The sequence below is a fragment of the Pedobacter ginsengisoli genome (assembly GCF_002736205.1).
Lineage (GTDB): Bacteria > Bacteroidota > Bacteroidia > Sphingobacteriales > Sphingobacteriaceae > Pedobacter > Pedobacter ginsengisoli_A.
On record NZ_CP024091.1, the window covers coordinates 301,223 to 316,559 of the forward strand.

At 38.4% G+C, this 15,337-nt stretch carries 14 protein-coding genes; 10 read left to right on the plus strand and 4 right to left on the minus strand.

The features are described from left to right. Nucleotides 1–62 precede the first annotated feature (62 nt). Nucleotides 63–779 carry a DUF1080 domain-containing protein gene (locus CPT03_RS01160; RefSeq protein WP_099437125.1) on the minus strand — a complete coding sequence of 239 codons (717 nt, stop codon included), beginning with the start codon at nucleotides 777–779 and terminating at the stop codon, nucleotides 63–65. A gap of 170 nt (nucleotides 780–949) precedes the next feature. On the opposite strand from CPT03_RS01160, the gene CPT03_RS01165 reads away from it, so the two are divergent. Together CPT03_RS01165 and rpiA are read left to right on the plus strand one after the other, a co-directional pair. Then, complete coding sequence (locus tag CPT03_RS01165; protein WP_245869936.1) at nucleotides 950–1,861, plus strand: hypothetical protein; 912 nt, start codon at nucleotides 950–952, stop codon at nucleotides 1,859–1,861. Nucleotides 1,862–1,931: 70 nt separating this feature from the next. Next, on the plus strand, nucleotides 1,932–2,621 hold the full coding sequence (rpiA, locus tag CPT03_RS01170; protein ID WP_099437126.1) for a ribose 5-phosphate isomerase A: 690 nt from the start codon (nucleotides 1,932–1,934) through the stop codon (nucleotides 2,619–2,621). Nucleotides 2,622–2,631: 10 nt separating this feature from the next. On the opposite strand, the gene CPT03_RS01175 is transcribed toward rpiA, so the two are convergent. Together CPT03_RS01175 and CPT03_RS01180 are read right to left on the minus strand one after the other, a co-directional pair. After that, nucleotides 2,632–5,172, minus strand: a complete 2,541-nt coding sequence (locus CPT03_RS01175; protein WP_099437127.1) for an ABC transporter permease — start codon at nucleotides 5,170–5,172, stop codon at nucleotides 2,632–2,634. Continuing rightward, nucleotides 5,159–5,854: an ABC transporter ATP-binding protein gene (locus tag CPT03_RS01180; protein WP_099437128.1), complete on the minus strand. Its 696-nt coding sequence runs from the start codon at nucleotides 5,852–5,854 to the stop codon at nucleotides 5,159–5,161. Before CPT03_RS01180 ends, CPT03_RS01175 begins: the two co-directional genes overlap by 14 nt. Nucleotides 5,855–5,937: 83 nt before the next feature. On the opposite strand from CPT03_RS01180, the gene CPT03_RS01185 reads away from it, so the two are divergent. From CPT03_RS01185 to dnaE, 4 genes are all read left to right on the plus strand, one after another. Further along, the gene (locus tag CPT03_RS01185; RefSeq protein ID WP_099437129.1) at nucleotides 5,938–6,630 is read left to right on the plus strand and encodes an arylesterase; all 693 of its coding nucleotides are present in this window, start codon (nucleotides 5,938–5,940) and stop codon (nucleotides 6,628–6,630) included. A gap of 53 nt (nucleotides 6,631–6,683) precedes the next feature. Continuing rightward, a complete protein-coding gene (locus CPT03_RS01190; protein WP_099437130.1) occupies nucleotides 6,684–7,166 on the plus strand; it encodes a hypothetical protein in 483 nt (160 codons plus the stop codon). Nucleotides 7,167–7,243: 77 nt separating this feature from the next. Next, on the plus strand, nucleotides 7,244–8,401 hold the full coding sequence (gene dinB / locus CPT03_RS01195; protein ID WP_099437131.1) for a DNA polymerase IV: 1,158 nt from the start codon (nucleotides 7,244–7,246) through the stop codon (nucleotides 8,399–8,401). 3 nt (nucleotides 8,402–8,404) lie between these two features. Next, nucleotides 8,405–11,356 (plus strand): DNA polymerase III subunit alpha, encoded by a 2,952-nt coding sequence (dnaE, locus tag CPT03_RS01200; protein ID WP_099437132.1) that lies wholly within the window; start codon nucleotides 8,405–8,407, stop codon nucleotides 11,354–11,356. A 342-nt stretch (nucleotides 11,357–11,698) separates the two neighbouring features. On the opposite strand, the gene CPT03_RS01205 is transcribed toward dnaE, so the two are convergent. Further along, nucleotides 11,699–12,997 carry an MFS transporter gene (locus CPT03_RS01205; RefSeq protein ID WP_099437133.1) on the minus strand — a complete coding sequence of 433 codons (1,299 nt, stop codon included), beginning with the start codon at nucleotides 12,995–12,997 and terminating at the stop codon, nucleotides 11,699–11,701. A gap of 116 nt (nucleotides 12,998–13,113) precedes the next feature. Between CPT03_RS01205 and CPT03_RS01210 the strand changes: the two genes are divergently transcribed. The 4 genes from CPT03_RS01210 to CPT03_RS01225 all read left to right on the plus strand — a co-directional run bounded on the left by CPT03_RS01210 (nucleotide 13,114) and on the right by CPT03_RS01225 (nucleotide 15,210). Further along, entirely contained in the window at nucleotides 13,114–13,305 is a 192-nt protein-coding gene (locus CPT03_RS01210; protein ID WP_099437134.1) for a hypothetical protein, read from the plus strand. A gap of 83 nt (nucleotides 13,306–13,388) precedes the next feature. Then, on the plus strand, nucleotides 13,389–13,970 hold the full coding sequence (locus tag CPT03_RS01215) for a DUF1684 domain-containing protein (protein WP_245869937.1): 582 nt from the start codon (nucleotides 13,389–13,391) through the stop codon (nucleotides 13,968–13,970). Nucleotides 13,971–14,068: 98 nt separating this feature from the next. Then, nucleotides 14,069–14,590, plus strand: coding sequence for a DinB family protein (locus CPT03_RS01220; protein WP_099437136.1), 522 nt, complete (start codon nucleotides 14,069–14,071; stop codon nucleotides 14,588–14,590). A 17-nt stretch (nucleotides 14,591–14,607) separates the two neighbouring features. Continuing rightward, nucleotides 14,608–15,210, plus strand: a complete 603-nt coding sequence (locus CPT03_RS01225) for an alpha-ketoglutarate-dependent dioxygenase AlkB family protein (RefSeq protein ID WP_099437137.1) — start codon at nucleotides 14,608–14,610, stop codon at nucleotides 15,208–15,210. Nucleotides 15,211–15,337 lie beyond the last annotated feature (127 nt).

Consider the following 15,337-nt stretch of genomic DNA (forward strand, 5'->3'; position numbering starts at 1 on the left):
AAAAGAAGAAGGCCCGAATCATGATTCGGGCCTTCTTCTTTTAAATTGATTTTATATTGGATTTATAAAGTGCGGATTTTGATGTTTCTCCACTGGCTAGATCCCGGGTGTTCCTGTAAAGCGATTTTGCCTTTTGCAACCTTAGCAAAGTCCGAGAACTCTTTGTTCTTGAATTTACTGTTGGCTACCATTTGGTTCCATTGGTCGCTACCTATTTGACCTTCAAATGTTTTGATGCCATTTAACCAGAAAGTAAGATGTCCTTTGTTTTGGATTAGTTTAACTTTATTCCATTCGCCAACTGGTACTGGTTTAGATACAGTTGCATCGCCAGACATGTCGTACAAACATCCTGCAAGGTGATTTTCTTTTTTGTTATCGCTAGCATCAATATTATCTAATACCTGCATTTCAGGGCCGGTAAGGTAAGTAGCTCCGTATTTTGGATCTTCCTGAATATCGAAGATGATTCCACTGTTACCACCTTTAGATATTTTCCACTCTAGGTTAAGTTCATAATTCTCATAAATGCCATCAGTAACAAGATCGCCTCCACCTGTCGACAAGGTAGGGTTAAAAACTATTGCTCCATCTTTAACCTCCCACTTTGCACCTGCTTCTTTTTTAAGATAGGTGTGCCATCCTTTTGTCGTTTTTCCGTCAAATAACAATTTCCAGCCAGCCTTTTTTTCTTCTTTTGAGAGCGTATTAGGTGTTTGAGCCATTGCAGTGGTAAATAAGAATGCAGAGGCTGCTAAAACGATTAATTTTCTTTTCATGAGTTTTTATTTTGAGTATGCTAATATAAGAATTAGCTTAAATAATTGAGTCTGTACTTCAAATTTATCAAACACTTTACATTGGGGGTCTGAGTAGGCCGGATATTGAAAAACACAAATACCCGATAAACTGTTATAGCTGTTGTAACGTATATTTCAATAAAAGCACAATGAAACTATTGTATCTGATTGTAGTTTTTTATTTTGCGGGCATTGGAACTGTAATTTCGCAAGCTGTAAATTCAGCTGCCAGAGATTCGTTGATTACACGCAGGTATTTACATAACAGGGAGTATAGCGACATTTATAAGGAAAACGGAGATTTGTCGTACATATCGCCAAGAGGGGAACTAGCCGGCCCCATTAAGTACATTATTAACGGCAGAATTACTAAAACTTATATGATACTTGCAATACCTGAATTGCCTGTAGCTTTTGCTATGGTGCCTGATTTTACGGTTAAAGTAATTGATGAAAGATCATCGGGTGTAAGAACTCCAAGCTTAAAATTGGGAGGAACTTTCTATTTCAGATTAAGTAAATCTGTTAGCAATTATAAATATGCAACATTAAAATTTACTCACCACTCGAACGGGCAGGATGGCGAAGCATTAGATAGTACTGGCAGGATAAATACCCGCGATGGTAATTTTAGTACCAATTACCTCACTATTGGTTATAATTCCGGAACAAAAACGAGTGCGGTAAATGCTGTTTCCTATTCATTTAATCATTATGCGGGTTTTGAATGGCATAAATGGTTTCATTACGAGAAAGCATTAACGCATGATTATGGATTTACAAGGATAATTTATGATTTTTCGCTTCGCAGGTATGTTAAAAAGAAAGAGAACTGGCGTAGTGATATTGGATTGAATTATGCCGTGAATGCAATGCAGAATTATGGGGCTTTGGCTATAAAAAAACGACTTAATATAGAAGGTTCATTTAATTACAGTTTTCCTTTTATGAATAATGTGTTTTTAATGGCTGCTGTTGGGTATTATGGAGAGGATCCGTATAATATTTATTACCGCAATAAGTATAGTTATTTGCGTTTGGGTGTATCGTCGGGGTTATAAGTGTTTGTACGCTTAGTCAATTTTTAAAATCAAGGTGGTGATAATTCTTATTAATTTCTAAATTGCCGACATGATCGATTATAAGATAGAAGCGGCAAAGGCAGCCCTGCCGTTTATTAAAACTGGCCAAATTGTAGGTTTGGGCGCAGGTACAACGGTATCTCATTTGGTGGATATGGTGAGGCAGAATGAGAATTTGGCTACAGGTGTTGTTTTTACTTCGTCGTCATTTAAAACCACTGCTTATTTGCAGCAAAGTGGGTTAAAGGTGCAATCGCCCTCATTACTTAAAAAAATAGATATTTATTTTGATGGCTGTGATCAGTTTGATGAAGGACTAAATGCTTTAAAAAGCGGAGGTGGTATTCATACTACTGAAAAGATACTGGCATCGATGGCTGCGGACTTTATATTGATAGGAGATGAGGGGAAATTTGTGTCGAAGCTGGATGCTACTTACCCACTGGTATTAGAGATATTGCCTGAGGCTTTGCAGATGGTATTAGGCAGATTGTCGTTTGAGTTTCCGGGAGCAGCCATAAAGCTGCGTATAAGTACCCAAAAAGACGGGGCTGTTATTTCAGATAATGGAAATTTGCTTGCCGATGTTCACTTTGCTGAATTGCCGGAATTAGAAAAGCTCAACGTTCAGATTAAAATGATACCTGGCGTTGTAGAGCATTCTCTGTTTTATAGAATTGCTACAAAAGCAATAATAGCAGGAAAAAGTGGAGTTAAAGTAATTACATTAAATTCATAATGGCATAGGCTTAGGCGTTTAATACTGCTAAAGGTGGGGTGTTTAATACTTTTCGGCTGCTTAATACACCAGTTAGTACAACCAAAAAGCAGATTAGCACAAACAATAACAATACTGGTAACAGTGAAGGGGTAAAGCTGGTATCAAAGCTAAACACCGCCAGTAGCCAGCTGCCTGCAAGTGCCAGAATTATTCCTGCACCGGCAGAGAATGCTCCAAGAAACAGGTACTCTATGGTGGTAATTGCCAGAATCTGTTTTCTGCTTGCTCCAAGAGTTCTGAGCAGTACACTTTCTCTTAAACGCTGTCCCCTGCTTGTAAGCACCGCAGAAATGAGCACTATCCATCCGGTTGCCATGCTAAAGGCAGCCATAAATTGTATTACGAAGCTTATTTTTGATAACAATTCATCTAAGGTTTTTAATATGAGCCCCAAATCTATTACGGATACGTTAGGAAATTTCCTAACCACAGCACTTTGGTAGTTAGCCGAAACATTGTTTGAGGTAATTCGAGTCATCAGTACATGAAACTGAGGAGCATCCTCTAACACGCCTGTTGGGAAAACAACTCTGAAATTGGTTTGCATCCGTGCCCAGTTCACCTCTCTTAAACTTCCAACAATGGTGGGGACCAATAATCCCTGAACATTAAAAACTATACTATCGCCAACGCCTACGTGGATGTTTCGGGCGTAACCTTCTTCTAAAGATACATAGACTTTTTCTTCTGGTTTTGCTTTGCCTTGCCATACACCTTTAATTACCTTTTCGGCTGAGGTAAGGGTGTCTTGAAAAGTTACCCTAAGCTCTCCTTGAAAGGCACGTCGGGAATCACCGGCAGTATCCTGAAGTGCTGTTTTTCCGTTGATTTTCTCAATTCTGACAGTTATAACAGGTACCTGGTTCATTACAGGCAATTTAAAATCTCTGGTTAGTGTGGCAATTGCCTCTTTCTGTTCGTTCTGAATGTCGAACAATATCATATTTGCCTGGTTGGCGGCAGAGGATATGGTTACCCTTTTTATTAAAATACCTTGCACAAAAAATAGTGTACAAATGAATGCTGTTGATAGACCTATGGATATGGTAAGCATAAGGGTTTGGTTGTTTGGCCGGTAGAGGTTTGCAAAGCCCTGCCTCCATAAATAACTGGAAGAACTTGGGATAAGCCTTTTAACCGTCCACATTAAGACCCTTGATAAGCCAAAAAGTAAGAGGAACGCAATTGATATACTTCCGGTAAATACTGCTGCCTGCATCCAGCTACTCATTTGAAATCTGGTAAAGGCCAACACAAAAAGCAGAATAAGCAGATATACAATCCATTTTAGCGGATCTTTGGGGTCGGTTGATTTTTCGAATGAATGCCTGATGGCATTTAAGGGAGAAATGATGCGTACCGAAAGCAATGAAGGTAAAGCAAATAAGACCGAAATGATTAAACCCAGGAGTACACCTTGCCCAATGGCCAGCCATGAAATTTGGATGGTGAGCTGAACAGGAATGAAATCTTTTAATACCAGAGGTAACGCAAATTGTATTATTGTACCTAATGCAGCACCTAAAACGGCACCGATAAAGCCTATAAAAACAATTTGGATAAGGTAAATTAAAAATGCTTCCCAGGCTTTTAAACCGAGGCATCGTAGGGTGGCTATGGAATTTAGTTTTTCGCGGATGTATACATGTATGGCGCTTCCAACACCTATACACCCTAGTAACAGGGCAATAAAACCTGAAAGTTCAAGGAACCGACTTACATCTCTGAATGATTTTCCGGTACTTTCTTTTTTAGATTCTACAGTTTCTGTATCAAGGTTTTCTTTATCGAGTAAGTGCTGGATTTTTTTTACCTGACCTGCTACTGCGGATGGTTTGTTGTACCTGTAATAGTATTTGTATTGGATTCTGCTACCTATTTTGGTTAATCCGGTTTGTTCCAGATATTTTAGGGGGATATAAACTACGGGTGCTACGGTGGCCGATATTCCGGTTTGTCCGGGTGCCTTATCCAGTACTCCGGCTATTAGGAAGTGAACTGAGCCAATTTTAATTGAATCGCCTGGTTTGGCATTGAATTGCAGCATTACTGTTTTATCAACCAATGCCCTGCGATCTTGCTGGAAGGTTGTGGCTGCATTTGCAGGAGTAGTTTCTATGGTGCCATAAAAGGGGTAGTTGCCTTCAAGGGCACGCACTTGTACCAATCTGCTGCCTTCATTTTTAAGAAAATAGATCATTGAAGCGAAGCTTCTTTCTGATGCTTTTTCATTTCCTAAGGTATCCAGTACTGCTTGTGTTTTTGCACTTACGGGCTTGCGTGCATGTATTACCAGATCTGCCCCGGTAAGGGTTTTTGCCTGATCGTCGATATCGCGTTGCATGTTATCTCTAAATGAATATACAGCTACTAAAGCGGCTATTCCCAGGATAATTGATGATACGAAAAGAAAGAGGCGGGATTTATTGCGGCGGGCATCGCGCCAAGCCATTTTAAATAGCCAGCCAATGTTTACAGATCTTTTAAGTACGGGGTTATTTTGTTGCATTTGGATCGTCTGAAATGATTACGCCACCTTTTATTTTTATTATCCTGTTTGTACGCATAGCCAGTTCCAGATCGTGCGTAACTATGATGAGTGTAGTGCCGGCATCTCTGTTCAGTTCAAACATTAGTTTTTCTATTTTTTCGCTGGTTTCAGCATCCAGGTTTCCGGTAGGCTCATCGGCAAAGAGTATAGCGGGTTTATTGGAAAATGCCCTTGCCAGTGAAACACGTTGCTGTTCGCCACCTGAAAGCTGAACCGGATAATGATGTGAACGCTCTGCAAGGCCCACTTTATCTAACAGATCCATGGCATGCGCCCGAATGTCTTTTTCTCCGCGCAGCTCCATTGGTACCATCACGTTCTCAAGCGCAGTAAGGGTTGGCATTAACTGGAAATTTTGGAATATAAAACCGATATAACGGTTGCGTACTGCGGCCCGCTGATCTTCGGTAAGCTCGTCTAATTTGATGCCATTTAACTTAACTGAGCCCGTGGTAGACCTATCTAACCCTGCACAAAGTCCCAGAAGTGTAGTTTTGCCACTGCCTGATGGGCCTGTTATGGCAAGTGTAGAGCCTCCTTCTACAGAGAAATTGACGTTGTTAAGAACTGTAAGTTCTTTTCCGGCGCTTTTATATATTTTGCTTACGTTTTCAATATGGAGTATGTTTTCTGAAGGCATATTATTAATAAATAGGTATTTTTATAGTTAAATATACGAGGCCTGGTAAGTAATGGCTAATTTTAGATTTATATTACATAGATATGTTACGTTTTAAAGCTTCAACCCTGATCATACTATTGTCAGTTGTATTGGCATCATGTGGAAATAACCAAAATAAACAGACTGATGAATCAAAGGCAAACCCTGCTGAGGCGGCTCCCGTGGCTACGGAGGTTTTGGTTAAAGAGAAAAATATTTTATTTTTTGGCACAAGTTTAACAGCGGGATATGGACTTGAACAAGGAGAGGCTTATCCGGAGCTTTTACAGAAGAAACTGGATTCACTTAAACTTCCTTATAAAGCAATAAACGGAGGATTAAGTGGAGAGACATCAGCAGCCGGGAAAAACAGAATTGATTGGCTGCTAAAACAACCTATAGCCGTTTTTGTGCTTGAACTGGGGGCTAATGATGGTTTGCGTGGAGTAGCTGTAAATGAAACTACTGCAAATTTGCAGGCTATAATAGATAAGGTTAAAAAGAAATACCCACAGGCGAAAATGATTTTGACCGGGATGGAAGTGCCACCTAATATGGGGGCTAAATATGCTTCTGATTTCAGGAACATGTTTAAGGAGCTTGCGGCTAAGAACGAAATGGTTTTTTTACCCTTTTTATTGGAGGGGGTAGCGGGAATTCCTAAGCTAAATCAGAACGATGGTATTCATCCTACTGCTGAAGGACAAAAGATACTTGCAGAAAACGTTTGGACGAAATTGAAAGGTGTGCTGTAATTAGTAAAGATTTTTTTTATTATCTTCATTATCTAATCAAATAGGAATAGTGTATGAACATAGTCGTTAAAATTTGGGTACGCAACCCGGAATGGTACTGTGATGAGCATCAAAATCCGGATCACCGAAAGGAATGGGAACAATTGAATGCTGCTAAAATTCCAAAACACTCTCATTGCGCAGCTTTTAAATTCTCTGAAGAAGTGACTGGGTATTCTAAAAAAGACACCAATACTTATGAACTGATAATTTCTGCCGAGGATGAAAGTCAGGAAAATTCGGCTGTTTTAGGTACCGTGGTGTTAGAAGATGTTCATGTAACTGAATTTAATCATGGAGAAGATAGTACCCCTGTTGTTATATCGAATGATATTATTCATGATATTGTTACTACTACGAAAGAAAGTGGAAAGATTTGCTGGAATTACTTTCTTAAAGAAAATATAGATATTTTAAATCTGGAGTCTAATATCTGGCTATCTGCGGCCCACAGGGATCAGATTCTAAAAGAGGTTCCCGGGCTTACGCTTGCCTGATTACTAATATTTTTAGCTATTAAATTGTTTAACTAAAAATATTAGCTTAATTTTGTCATGACCTAAATTTATTTGTCATGAGGGAAGGGAAGCAAATAATTCATATGGATCAGGACGCGTTTTTCGTGTCTGTAGAGATTAAAAAAGACCGCAGTCTTGCTGGAAAGCCTGTAATTATTGGCGGTACATCAGACCGTGGAGTGGTAACTTCATGTAGTTATGAGGCTCGTAAGTTTGGCGTACACGCAGCTATGCCAGCCAGGATGGCGAAAATGCTATGCCCACATGCGGTTTTTATTAGAGGGAACATGGATGCTTACTCAAAAGCATCTCATGAAATAACTGATATTATCAGAGAAAAGGTGCCCTTGTTTGAAAAAGCGAGTATTGATGAGCATTATATAGATATGACGGGTATGGACAGGTTCTATGGCTGCATGACTTATGCGCATGAACTTAGGCAAACTATTATCAAAGAATTGGGGCTGCCGATTTCTTTTGGGCTGTCGGTGAATAAAACAGTTTCCAAAATGGCTACAAATGAATGCAAGCCAAATGGTGAGAAGAATGTTGTAGCATCGGATGTGCAGCCGTTTTTAAATCCGCTTTCTATCAGGAAAATTCCGGGACTTGGTGAAAAGACTTTTATTAAGCTTAGTGACATGGGGATTAAAAAGATTTCTACATTGGCCCAGATCCATCCGGACCAGATGAGTATGCTAATGGGGAAAAATGGGTTGTCGTTACTTCAAAAAGCTAAAGGCATAGATAATAGTCCGGTAATTCCTTATGCCGAACAAAAAAGTATTGGTACGCAGTGTACATTTAAAGCTGATACTATAGATGTAAACATGATTAATAACCTGCTTATTTCAATGGTAATGGATATTGCATTTCAGTTGAGGGAAAAAAAGAAACTTGCTGCCTGTATTACCGTAACAATCAGGTATTCTAATTTTGAGGATGTTACCAGGCAGGCATCTATTCCTTATACTTCACTTGATAGTACACTTATTGAAAAGGCTAAAGAGCTTTTTAGACAGGTATATACCAAGAGGATGTTATTGCGGCTTGTTGGTGTACGTTTATCTAGTCTGGTAAACGGGTTTGAACAAATAGACATGTATAGTGAGTCGCAGGAGCAATACAGCCTGGTACAGGCAATGGATAGAATTCGCAAGCGCTTTGGAGAAAAGGCAATAACAAGGGCATCCGTTTTGGGTATTGATGTATAAGTTATGTATTTAAATGTTCATTCTCATTATAGTTTACGTTATGGCACTATGCCTATCGAGAAGCTTATAAAAGAAGCTGCCTTTTGTGGTGTTACACAAATGGCACTTACTGATATTAATAACTCTACAGGTATTATGGAGTTTATGAGGGGGTGTGATGAGCATGGGATTAAACCCATTGGAGGGATTGAATTTAGGCGAAATAAGCAATTACTTTATGTAGGGATTGCAAGGGATAAAGAGGGAATGAAAGAGTTAAATGATTTCCTGACCGAGCATAATCTGGAACAGAAGGAATTGCCCGACAAAGCAAAGCCCTTTAGATATGCAATAGTAATTTATCCTTATACAGATGATATTATCACTGGATCATTAAGAGAAAATGAATATCTGGGAATTCGCTTCGATGAATTGCACAGTTTGCATGGAAAGAATATTAGTAATGTAAAGGATAAACTGCTTGCATTACAACCCGTTTTTGTGGCTGATAGAATTGAATATCGTTTACACGAGTATTTAAGAGGAATAGACTTGAATACGTTGCTTACGATGGTTGTGCCTGAAGATAAATGTAGCAAGACCGATATGTTTTTGCCCCCGGGGGAATTGGAAGCAAAATTTAGTAAGTACGCTTTTATACTGGATAATACGCGGAAACTGATGGATGGCTGTAAGATGGACTATGAGAAGGGAAAAGTTCGCTTAAATAGGAAAACCTTTACAGGGAGTAAGAATGACGATAAATCATTGCTTGAAAAGCTGGCGATGGAAGGTATGGTATATCGTTACGGGAAGAGCAATAAAAAGGCATTAAAGAAGGTAGAGGATGAGTTGAAAGTGATTAATGACCTTGGATACTGTGCTTACTTTTTGATTACATGGGATATTATTCGTTATTCTATGGCTAAGGGATATTATCATGTGGGGAGGGGCTCTGGAGCTAATAGTACTGTAGCTTTTTGTTTGCGTATTACTGATGTAGACCCGTTGGAGCTTGACTTGTATTTTGAGCGTTTTTTGAATGCTCAACGTACTTCGCCTCCTGATTTTGATATTGATTATTCCTGGGACGAGCGTGAAGATGTACAGGATTATATCTTTAAGCGTTACGGGAAAGCACATACTGCGTTGTTAGGCACAATGAGCACCTTTAAAGATCGCTCGGTTATCCGTGAAATTGGTAAAGTAATGGGGCTGCCAAAAGCGGAGATTGATGGTTTTACAGATCCGGCTAAAGCTGAGGAAAATAGAAAGAACCCTACTTTTGAAAAAATCACTGCTATATATGGAATGATGAAGGAGATGCCGAATCAAAGAAGCATTCATGCCGGTGGTGTGCTGATCTCGGAAGAGCCGATTACCTATTACACTGCACTGGATTTACCACCCAAAGGCATGCCTACTGTACAATGGGATATGTACGAGGCAGAGGTTATTGGATATGATAAATATGATATTTTAAGCCAAAGAGGAATAGGACATATTAAGGAAGCAGTGAGGTTGATAGAGGAAAACCAGCAACGTAAAATAGATATCCATCAGGTAAAAGTGTTTATGAAAGATGCTAATCTGAATGACAAGCTAAAATCGGGCAATAGTATTGGGTGTTTTTATATAGAATCGCCTGCTATGCGACAATTGCTTACCAAGTTAGGCTGTGATAATTACATGACGCTGGTTGCAGCCAGCAGTATTATTAGACCAGGGGTTGCACAGTCGGGCATGATGAAGGCGTATATTCAGAATTTTCATGAGCCGGATAAAGTGCAATACCTGCATCCGGTAATGAAGGAACAGTTGCAAGAAACTTTTGGTGTGATGGTTTATCAGGAAGATGTAATTAAGATCTGTATTCATTATGCGGGGATGGATGGTACAGATGCCGATATTTTGAGGAGGGGGATGAGTGGGAAATATCGTTCGAAAATTGAATTTAATAGGCTGATAGAGAAGTTTCATGAAAGCGCTAAGGCTTTGGGGAGGCCAGAGGCTATTACAGCTGAGGTATGGAGGCAGGTGTTTTCTTTTGCGGGTTATAGTTTTTCTAAAGCACATTCGGCAAGTTTTGCAGTAGAGAGTTATCAGAGCTTATTTTTAAAAACTTATTACCCTCTGGAGTTTATGGTTGCTGTACTGAATAATTATGGCGGATTTTACACGCGATGGTTGTATGTTCATGAATTACAGAAAGCTGGTGCAAAGGTGCATTTGCCTTGTGTAAATATAAGTACGTCTGTAGTATCTATTACGGGAACGGATGCTTATTTGGGGCTTATTGGTATACAGGGGCTTGAAAATAAGTATATAGAACTAATTCCTGAAGAGGTTAGACGAAATGGTGTATTTACTGATCTCGAAGATTTTGTGAAACGTACAGGAGTGGGCTTGGAACAGGCAATTATTTTGATTAGGGTGGGGGCTTTAAGGTTTACAGGTAAGAGTAAGAAAACTTTGTTGTGGGAGGTGCATATGATGCTGAGCGGTAAGGCTAAGCCCCTTAATTATGCAGAACTTTTTCGTCTGGAAAGCAAACATTATACATTGCCGGAATTGGTTAATACCGAACTTGAAGATGCTTATCATGAGTTGGAACTGCTTGGGTTTCCTTTATCACTTTCGATGTTTGATCTGTTGAAAACCCCATACAGAGGAGATGTACGTACGAATAACCTGATTCAATATGTTGGACAAACAGTAAAAATGGTAGGGCTGTATGTCTGCGAAAAAACTGTACATACCAAAAATAATAAGAAAATGTGGTTTGGTACTTTCCTGGATGCAGATGGGAATTTCTTTGATACTACGCATTTTCCTAACAATACGCCTGTTTATCCTTTTAGGGGAAAGGGTTGTTACCTGATATTAGGGAAGGTAGTGGAGGATTTTGGTTTCCCAAGCGTTGAGGTAATCAGATTTGCAAAGCTGCCTATTGTTGATAATCCGGTGATGGCTTAATTTAGAGCGTAATTGATAAGATCTGGCAGATTTAATTAAATACAAAATTTGGAATTTTATTTTTTATGGATGATAACGCCAAACAAAAAATTGCTGTAAAGTTAATAGCCGGAAAAAGTGCGGAATGTATGATATTCTTTGTTTTTGAATTGGAAGAGTGAGACTTTTGTTAATAGAATTGTGCGCCTAAATTGTAGTCTCATAAATAAATTTTTGTTTAGCACTTTTCTTTAATTATGTCTATCTAGATTTGTAGACATGCTTATATTTGGTTTTTAGGCATTGTTGTTCCTGCATCGAACAGCAATGCCTTCTTTAAAAACTTGCTGCCGGGAATTTTTATCAGTTGTCTTGATTCAATTTGGAGGTATGTTTTGTATCCTTCATAAAAATATACACCACTAAGGAAATAAAAATACAAATGGTAATGTACCAATAATAGTATTCTTCATGGTGCCAGTTTTTTAATTGCAGGGCAATATATTCTGCAGATCCACCGAAAATAGCAACGGTTAATGCGTAAGGTAATCCAACACCAAGCGCTCTAACCTCTGCAGGAAATAATTCGGCCTTTACCACTGCATTTATACTTGTATAACCACTAACAATGATTAGCGCAATCATTAAAAGAAAAAATGCCTGCCATTGTGATGTGGTATGGCTTAGCGCGGTGAGTAATGGAACTGTACATACTGTACCTGATACACCGAAGGCTATGAGAAGTGGCCGCCTTCCTATTTTGTCTGATAGGGCTCCGAAGACAGGTTGTAAACATGCAAAGATGAATAGTGTTAAAAAAGACATCAATGTTGATTGTTCTTTTGTCATGTGAACAGTGTTGACCAGGAATTTTTGCATGTAAGTTGTGTAGGTATAAAAGGCCAGAGTACCTCCTAATGTGAGTCCTATTACTGTTATTACTGCTTTGGGATGTTTTAATAATTCTTTTATAGTTCCTTTTTTATCATCTTTTCGTTGCTTTTGGTTTTCGAATGCTCTTGTTTCGTCAAGGTTTTTTCTAAGGTAAAGTGCGACAATAGAAAGGATTGCCCCGAATATGAATGGGATGCGCCAACCCCATTCCTGAAGTTGATCTTCGGAGAGTAGTAATCTTTGCAGAATTAATTGAATGGCAAGGGCAAGTAATTGGCCGCCGATGAGGGTTACATATTGAAAACTGGAATAGAATCCGCGCCTGTTTTTTGTGGCCATTTCACTTAAGTAGGTTGCAGATACTCCATACTCGCCGCCAACGCTTAAGCCCTGAAGTAGTCTTGCTGTTAACAACACGATGGGGGCCATAATACCAATAGTTTTGTAGGTTGGAGTTAGCGCGATTAGAAAAGAGCCCAGCGACATTAATAATACTGAAAGTGTCATGGATTGTTTACGGCCAATACGATCGGCAATACGCCCAAAAATATACCCCCCAAGTGGGCGCATTAAAAATCCTAAAGCAAATATTCCTGCCGTATTTATTAGTTGTACAGTAGGATTGCCTTGTGGGAAAAAGGAAGCAGAAAAATAAATTGCGAAAGCAGAATAAGCGTACCAATCGTACCATTCTACAAGATTACCTATTGAACCGCCAAAAATGGCCTTTAGTCTTCTTGCCGAGATTTTGTCGTCATTTTTTACCATAGGTTTAATACTCAAATGTATGTAATATAATTATCATCGTAAGGATTTGAGGTTGTATGATGAATGAATTAATTTGTATCTTGTATTGTTTATTTTATACACTAAAGCAGTAAGTTATGAACCAAAAAGAAATCAACGACGAGTATGTTAATGCAGTTAACAAGATCGAGACTATTCTTAAATTCGATAAACACGTTTATCCTACGGCTACAGACTTTATAGGTCATCTTTTAAAACTATCTAAAAGCCATCATTTTGAAGTGTTGACAAAAGATGGCTCTAAGTTGGAAGACGCTATTAATGGATAGATAAAAACAGTTTCTAATATATAAAATGATAGCTTTGTAAGCTAGATTTTAATGATATGATTAGATATTGCTTTATACTGTTTATGATGATTCAATTGAACAGTTTTGCACAAGATTATAAGGCACAGATTGCAACTCACCGTGAAAATTACAAAGAAGATTTTTTGAAGGATACCCGTTCACCACTAAAGAAAGATGATCTAAAGAATTTACATTTTTTTGAGGCTGATAGTAATTATAGGGTAAGTGCTAAAATAGAGCTTTTGATGAACGAAACGCCGTTTCAAATGCCAACTTATACAGGCACAAGCAGGGAGTATATCCGTTACGCAATCCTTGGTTTCAAATTAAATGGCGAACCTCAGAAGCTCACTATATATAAGAGTATTTCGTTATCTAAAATTGCGGAATATAAGGACCATTTATTTTTGCCATTTACTGATGAAACCAATTCTGAGGAATCATATGGCGGTGGAAGATATATTGATCTAAGCAGCCAAGATATTAAAGGGAATTTTATTGAAGTTGATTTTAATAAGGCGTACAATCCTTATTGTGCTTATAGCGATGGTTATCAATGTCCTAAACCTCCGGCAGAAAATGACCTGAAACTTAAGGTTAAAGCTGGTGAAATGATTTATACAGGAGATAAAAAGCATAAGTAATTATTTTTTTATTTTAAAAAACAGACTGCCATAGGGTTGTCAGTAGGGGTAGTTTTCTTTGTATAAGAAATAAGATTAACTACTAAAAACACTACATTATGACTACGATTAACACAGCCACGGAGACAATTTTAGCACCTTTATTTATTAACTCTAATGACCTTTTAAACCATTGGCAGGGACACCGCAGAGTAACAAGACGTGTAATTGAGGCTTTTCCGGAAGATGAATTATTTAATTATTCTATTGGTGGAATGCGGCCTTTCGCAGGTTTGATTAGTGAAATTACGAGTATGTCTGGTCCGGGAGTAAAAGGTATTGCTACTGATGAGTGGACAACTATTAATGAAATGGATCATCATACAGGAAAGACTGAGGTGAATTCAAAGGATGCATTGTTGATGGAATGGGATAGGATTACTGATGAGATTAATACTTTTTGGGCACAGATTCCTACTGAGAAATTTCAGGAAGTAGTATTGGCTTTTGGTCAATATGAGGGGGAGGCATATGGAATTATCCTTTACTTTATTGATAACGAGATTCACCACCGTGCACAGGGTACTGTTTATCTGCGCAGTTTAGGTATTGAGCCACCTGCATTTTGGAACAGAGATTAATTGCCTAAATTGCATGCATGGAAAAAATCTATGGTGATCATGTAAATCTTTTAACTATACCCGGTGAAGCATTTTTTCATCCGGGTTTTTTTATGGAGGATGATAGCTATATGTATCTGGATAGGTTAACAGAAGAGGTTGAATGGAAACAGGAACCCATAAAGATTTTCGGAAAAACTGTTCTTCAGCCTCGCTTTACTGCCTTTTATGGCAACGATGATGTAAGTTATACTTATTCTGGTATTACCATGAATGCTTTGCCTTGGACAACTACCTTACAACGAATAAAAGAAAGTATTGAAACTACTTTTGAAACTAAATTTAACGCCTGCCTGTTGAATCATTATCGAGACGGTAAGGATTATATGGGCTGGCATAGAGATAATGAGCGAAACCTGGGTAAATTTCCTGTAATTGCCTCAGTAAGTTTTGGAGCTTCAAGGATTTTTCAATTTAGGAATTATAAAGATAAATTGCCAATTGTTTCTATTGAGTTGACCCATGGAAGCTTGTTGATAATGAAAGGGGAGACCCAGCATTATTGGGAGCACAGACTCCCTAAAACGGTAGTTGAAACTCAACCAAGAATTAATTTGACTTTTAGAATGATTAAATCATAGGATCTGGTATTTGTTAATAGAAGAAAGCGAAATGTTTGTTGGAATTAAGTCAGAAAAGTATTTGAAATTTTAATTGTATCTTAAACCCATTACTTTTGTTAACACTGTTAACTAAAATTAAACCAGT

Coding starts and splice junctions, on each gene's coding strand:
- CPT03_RS01160 (WP_099437125.1), bottom strand. CDS start 779: ATGAAAAGAAAATTAATCGTTTTAGCAGCCTCTGCATTCTTATTTACC.
- CPT03_RS01165 (WP_245869936.1), top strand. CDS start 950: ATGAAACTATTGTATCTGATTGTAGTTTTTTATTTTGCGGGCATTGGA.
- rpiA (WP_099437126.1), top strand. CDS start 1,932: ATGATCGATTATAAGATAGAAGCGGCAAAGGCAGCCCTGCCGTTTATT.
- CPT03_RS01175 (WP_099437127.1), bottom strand. CDS start 5,172: ATGCAACAAAATAACCCCGTACTTAAAAGATCTGTAAACATTGGCTGG.
- CPT03_RS01180 (WP_099437128.1), bottom strand. CDS start 5,854: ATGCCTTCAGAAAACATACTCCATATTGAAAACGTAAGCAAAATATAT.
- CPT03_RS01185 (WP_099437129.1), top strand. CDS start 5,938: ATGTTACGTTTTAAAGCTTCAACCCTGATCATACTATTGTCAGTTGTA.
- CPT03_RS01190 (WP_099437130.1), top strand. CDS start 6,684: ATGAACATAGTCGTTAAAATTTGGGTACGCAACCCGGAATGGTACTGT.
- dinB (WP_099437131.1), top strand. CDS start 7,244: ATGAGGGAAGGGAAGCAAATAATTCATATGGATCAGGACGCGTTTTTC.
- dnaE (WP_099437132.1), top strand. CDS start 8,405: ATGTATTTAAATGTTCATTCTCATTATAGTTTACGTTATGGCACTATG.
- CPT03_RS01205 (WP_099437133.1), bottom strand. CDS start 12,997: ATGGTAAAAAATGACGACAAAATCTCGGCAAGAAGACTAAAGGCCATT.
- CPT03_RS01210 (WP_099437134.1), top strand. CDS start 13,114: ATGAACCAAAAAGAAATCAACGACGAGTATGTTAATGCAGTTAACAAG.
- CPT03_RS01215 (WP_245869937.1), top strand. CDS start 13,389: ATGATGATTCAATTGAACAGTTTTGCACAAGATTATAAGGCACAGATT.
- CPT03_RS01220 (WP_099437136.1), top strand. CDS start 14,069: ATGACTACGATTAACACAGCCACGGAGACAATTTTAGCACCTTTATTT.
- CPT03_RS01225 (WP_099437137.1), top strand. CDS start 14,608: ATGGAAAAAATCTATGGTGATCATGTAAATCTTTTAACTATACCCGGT.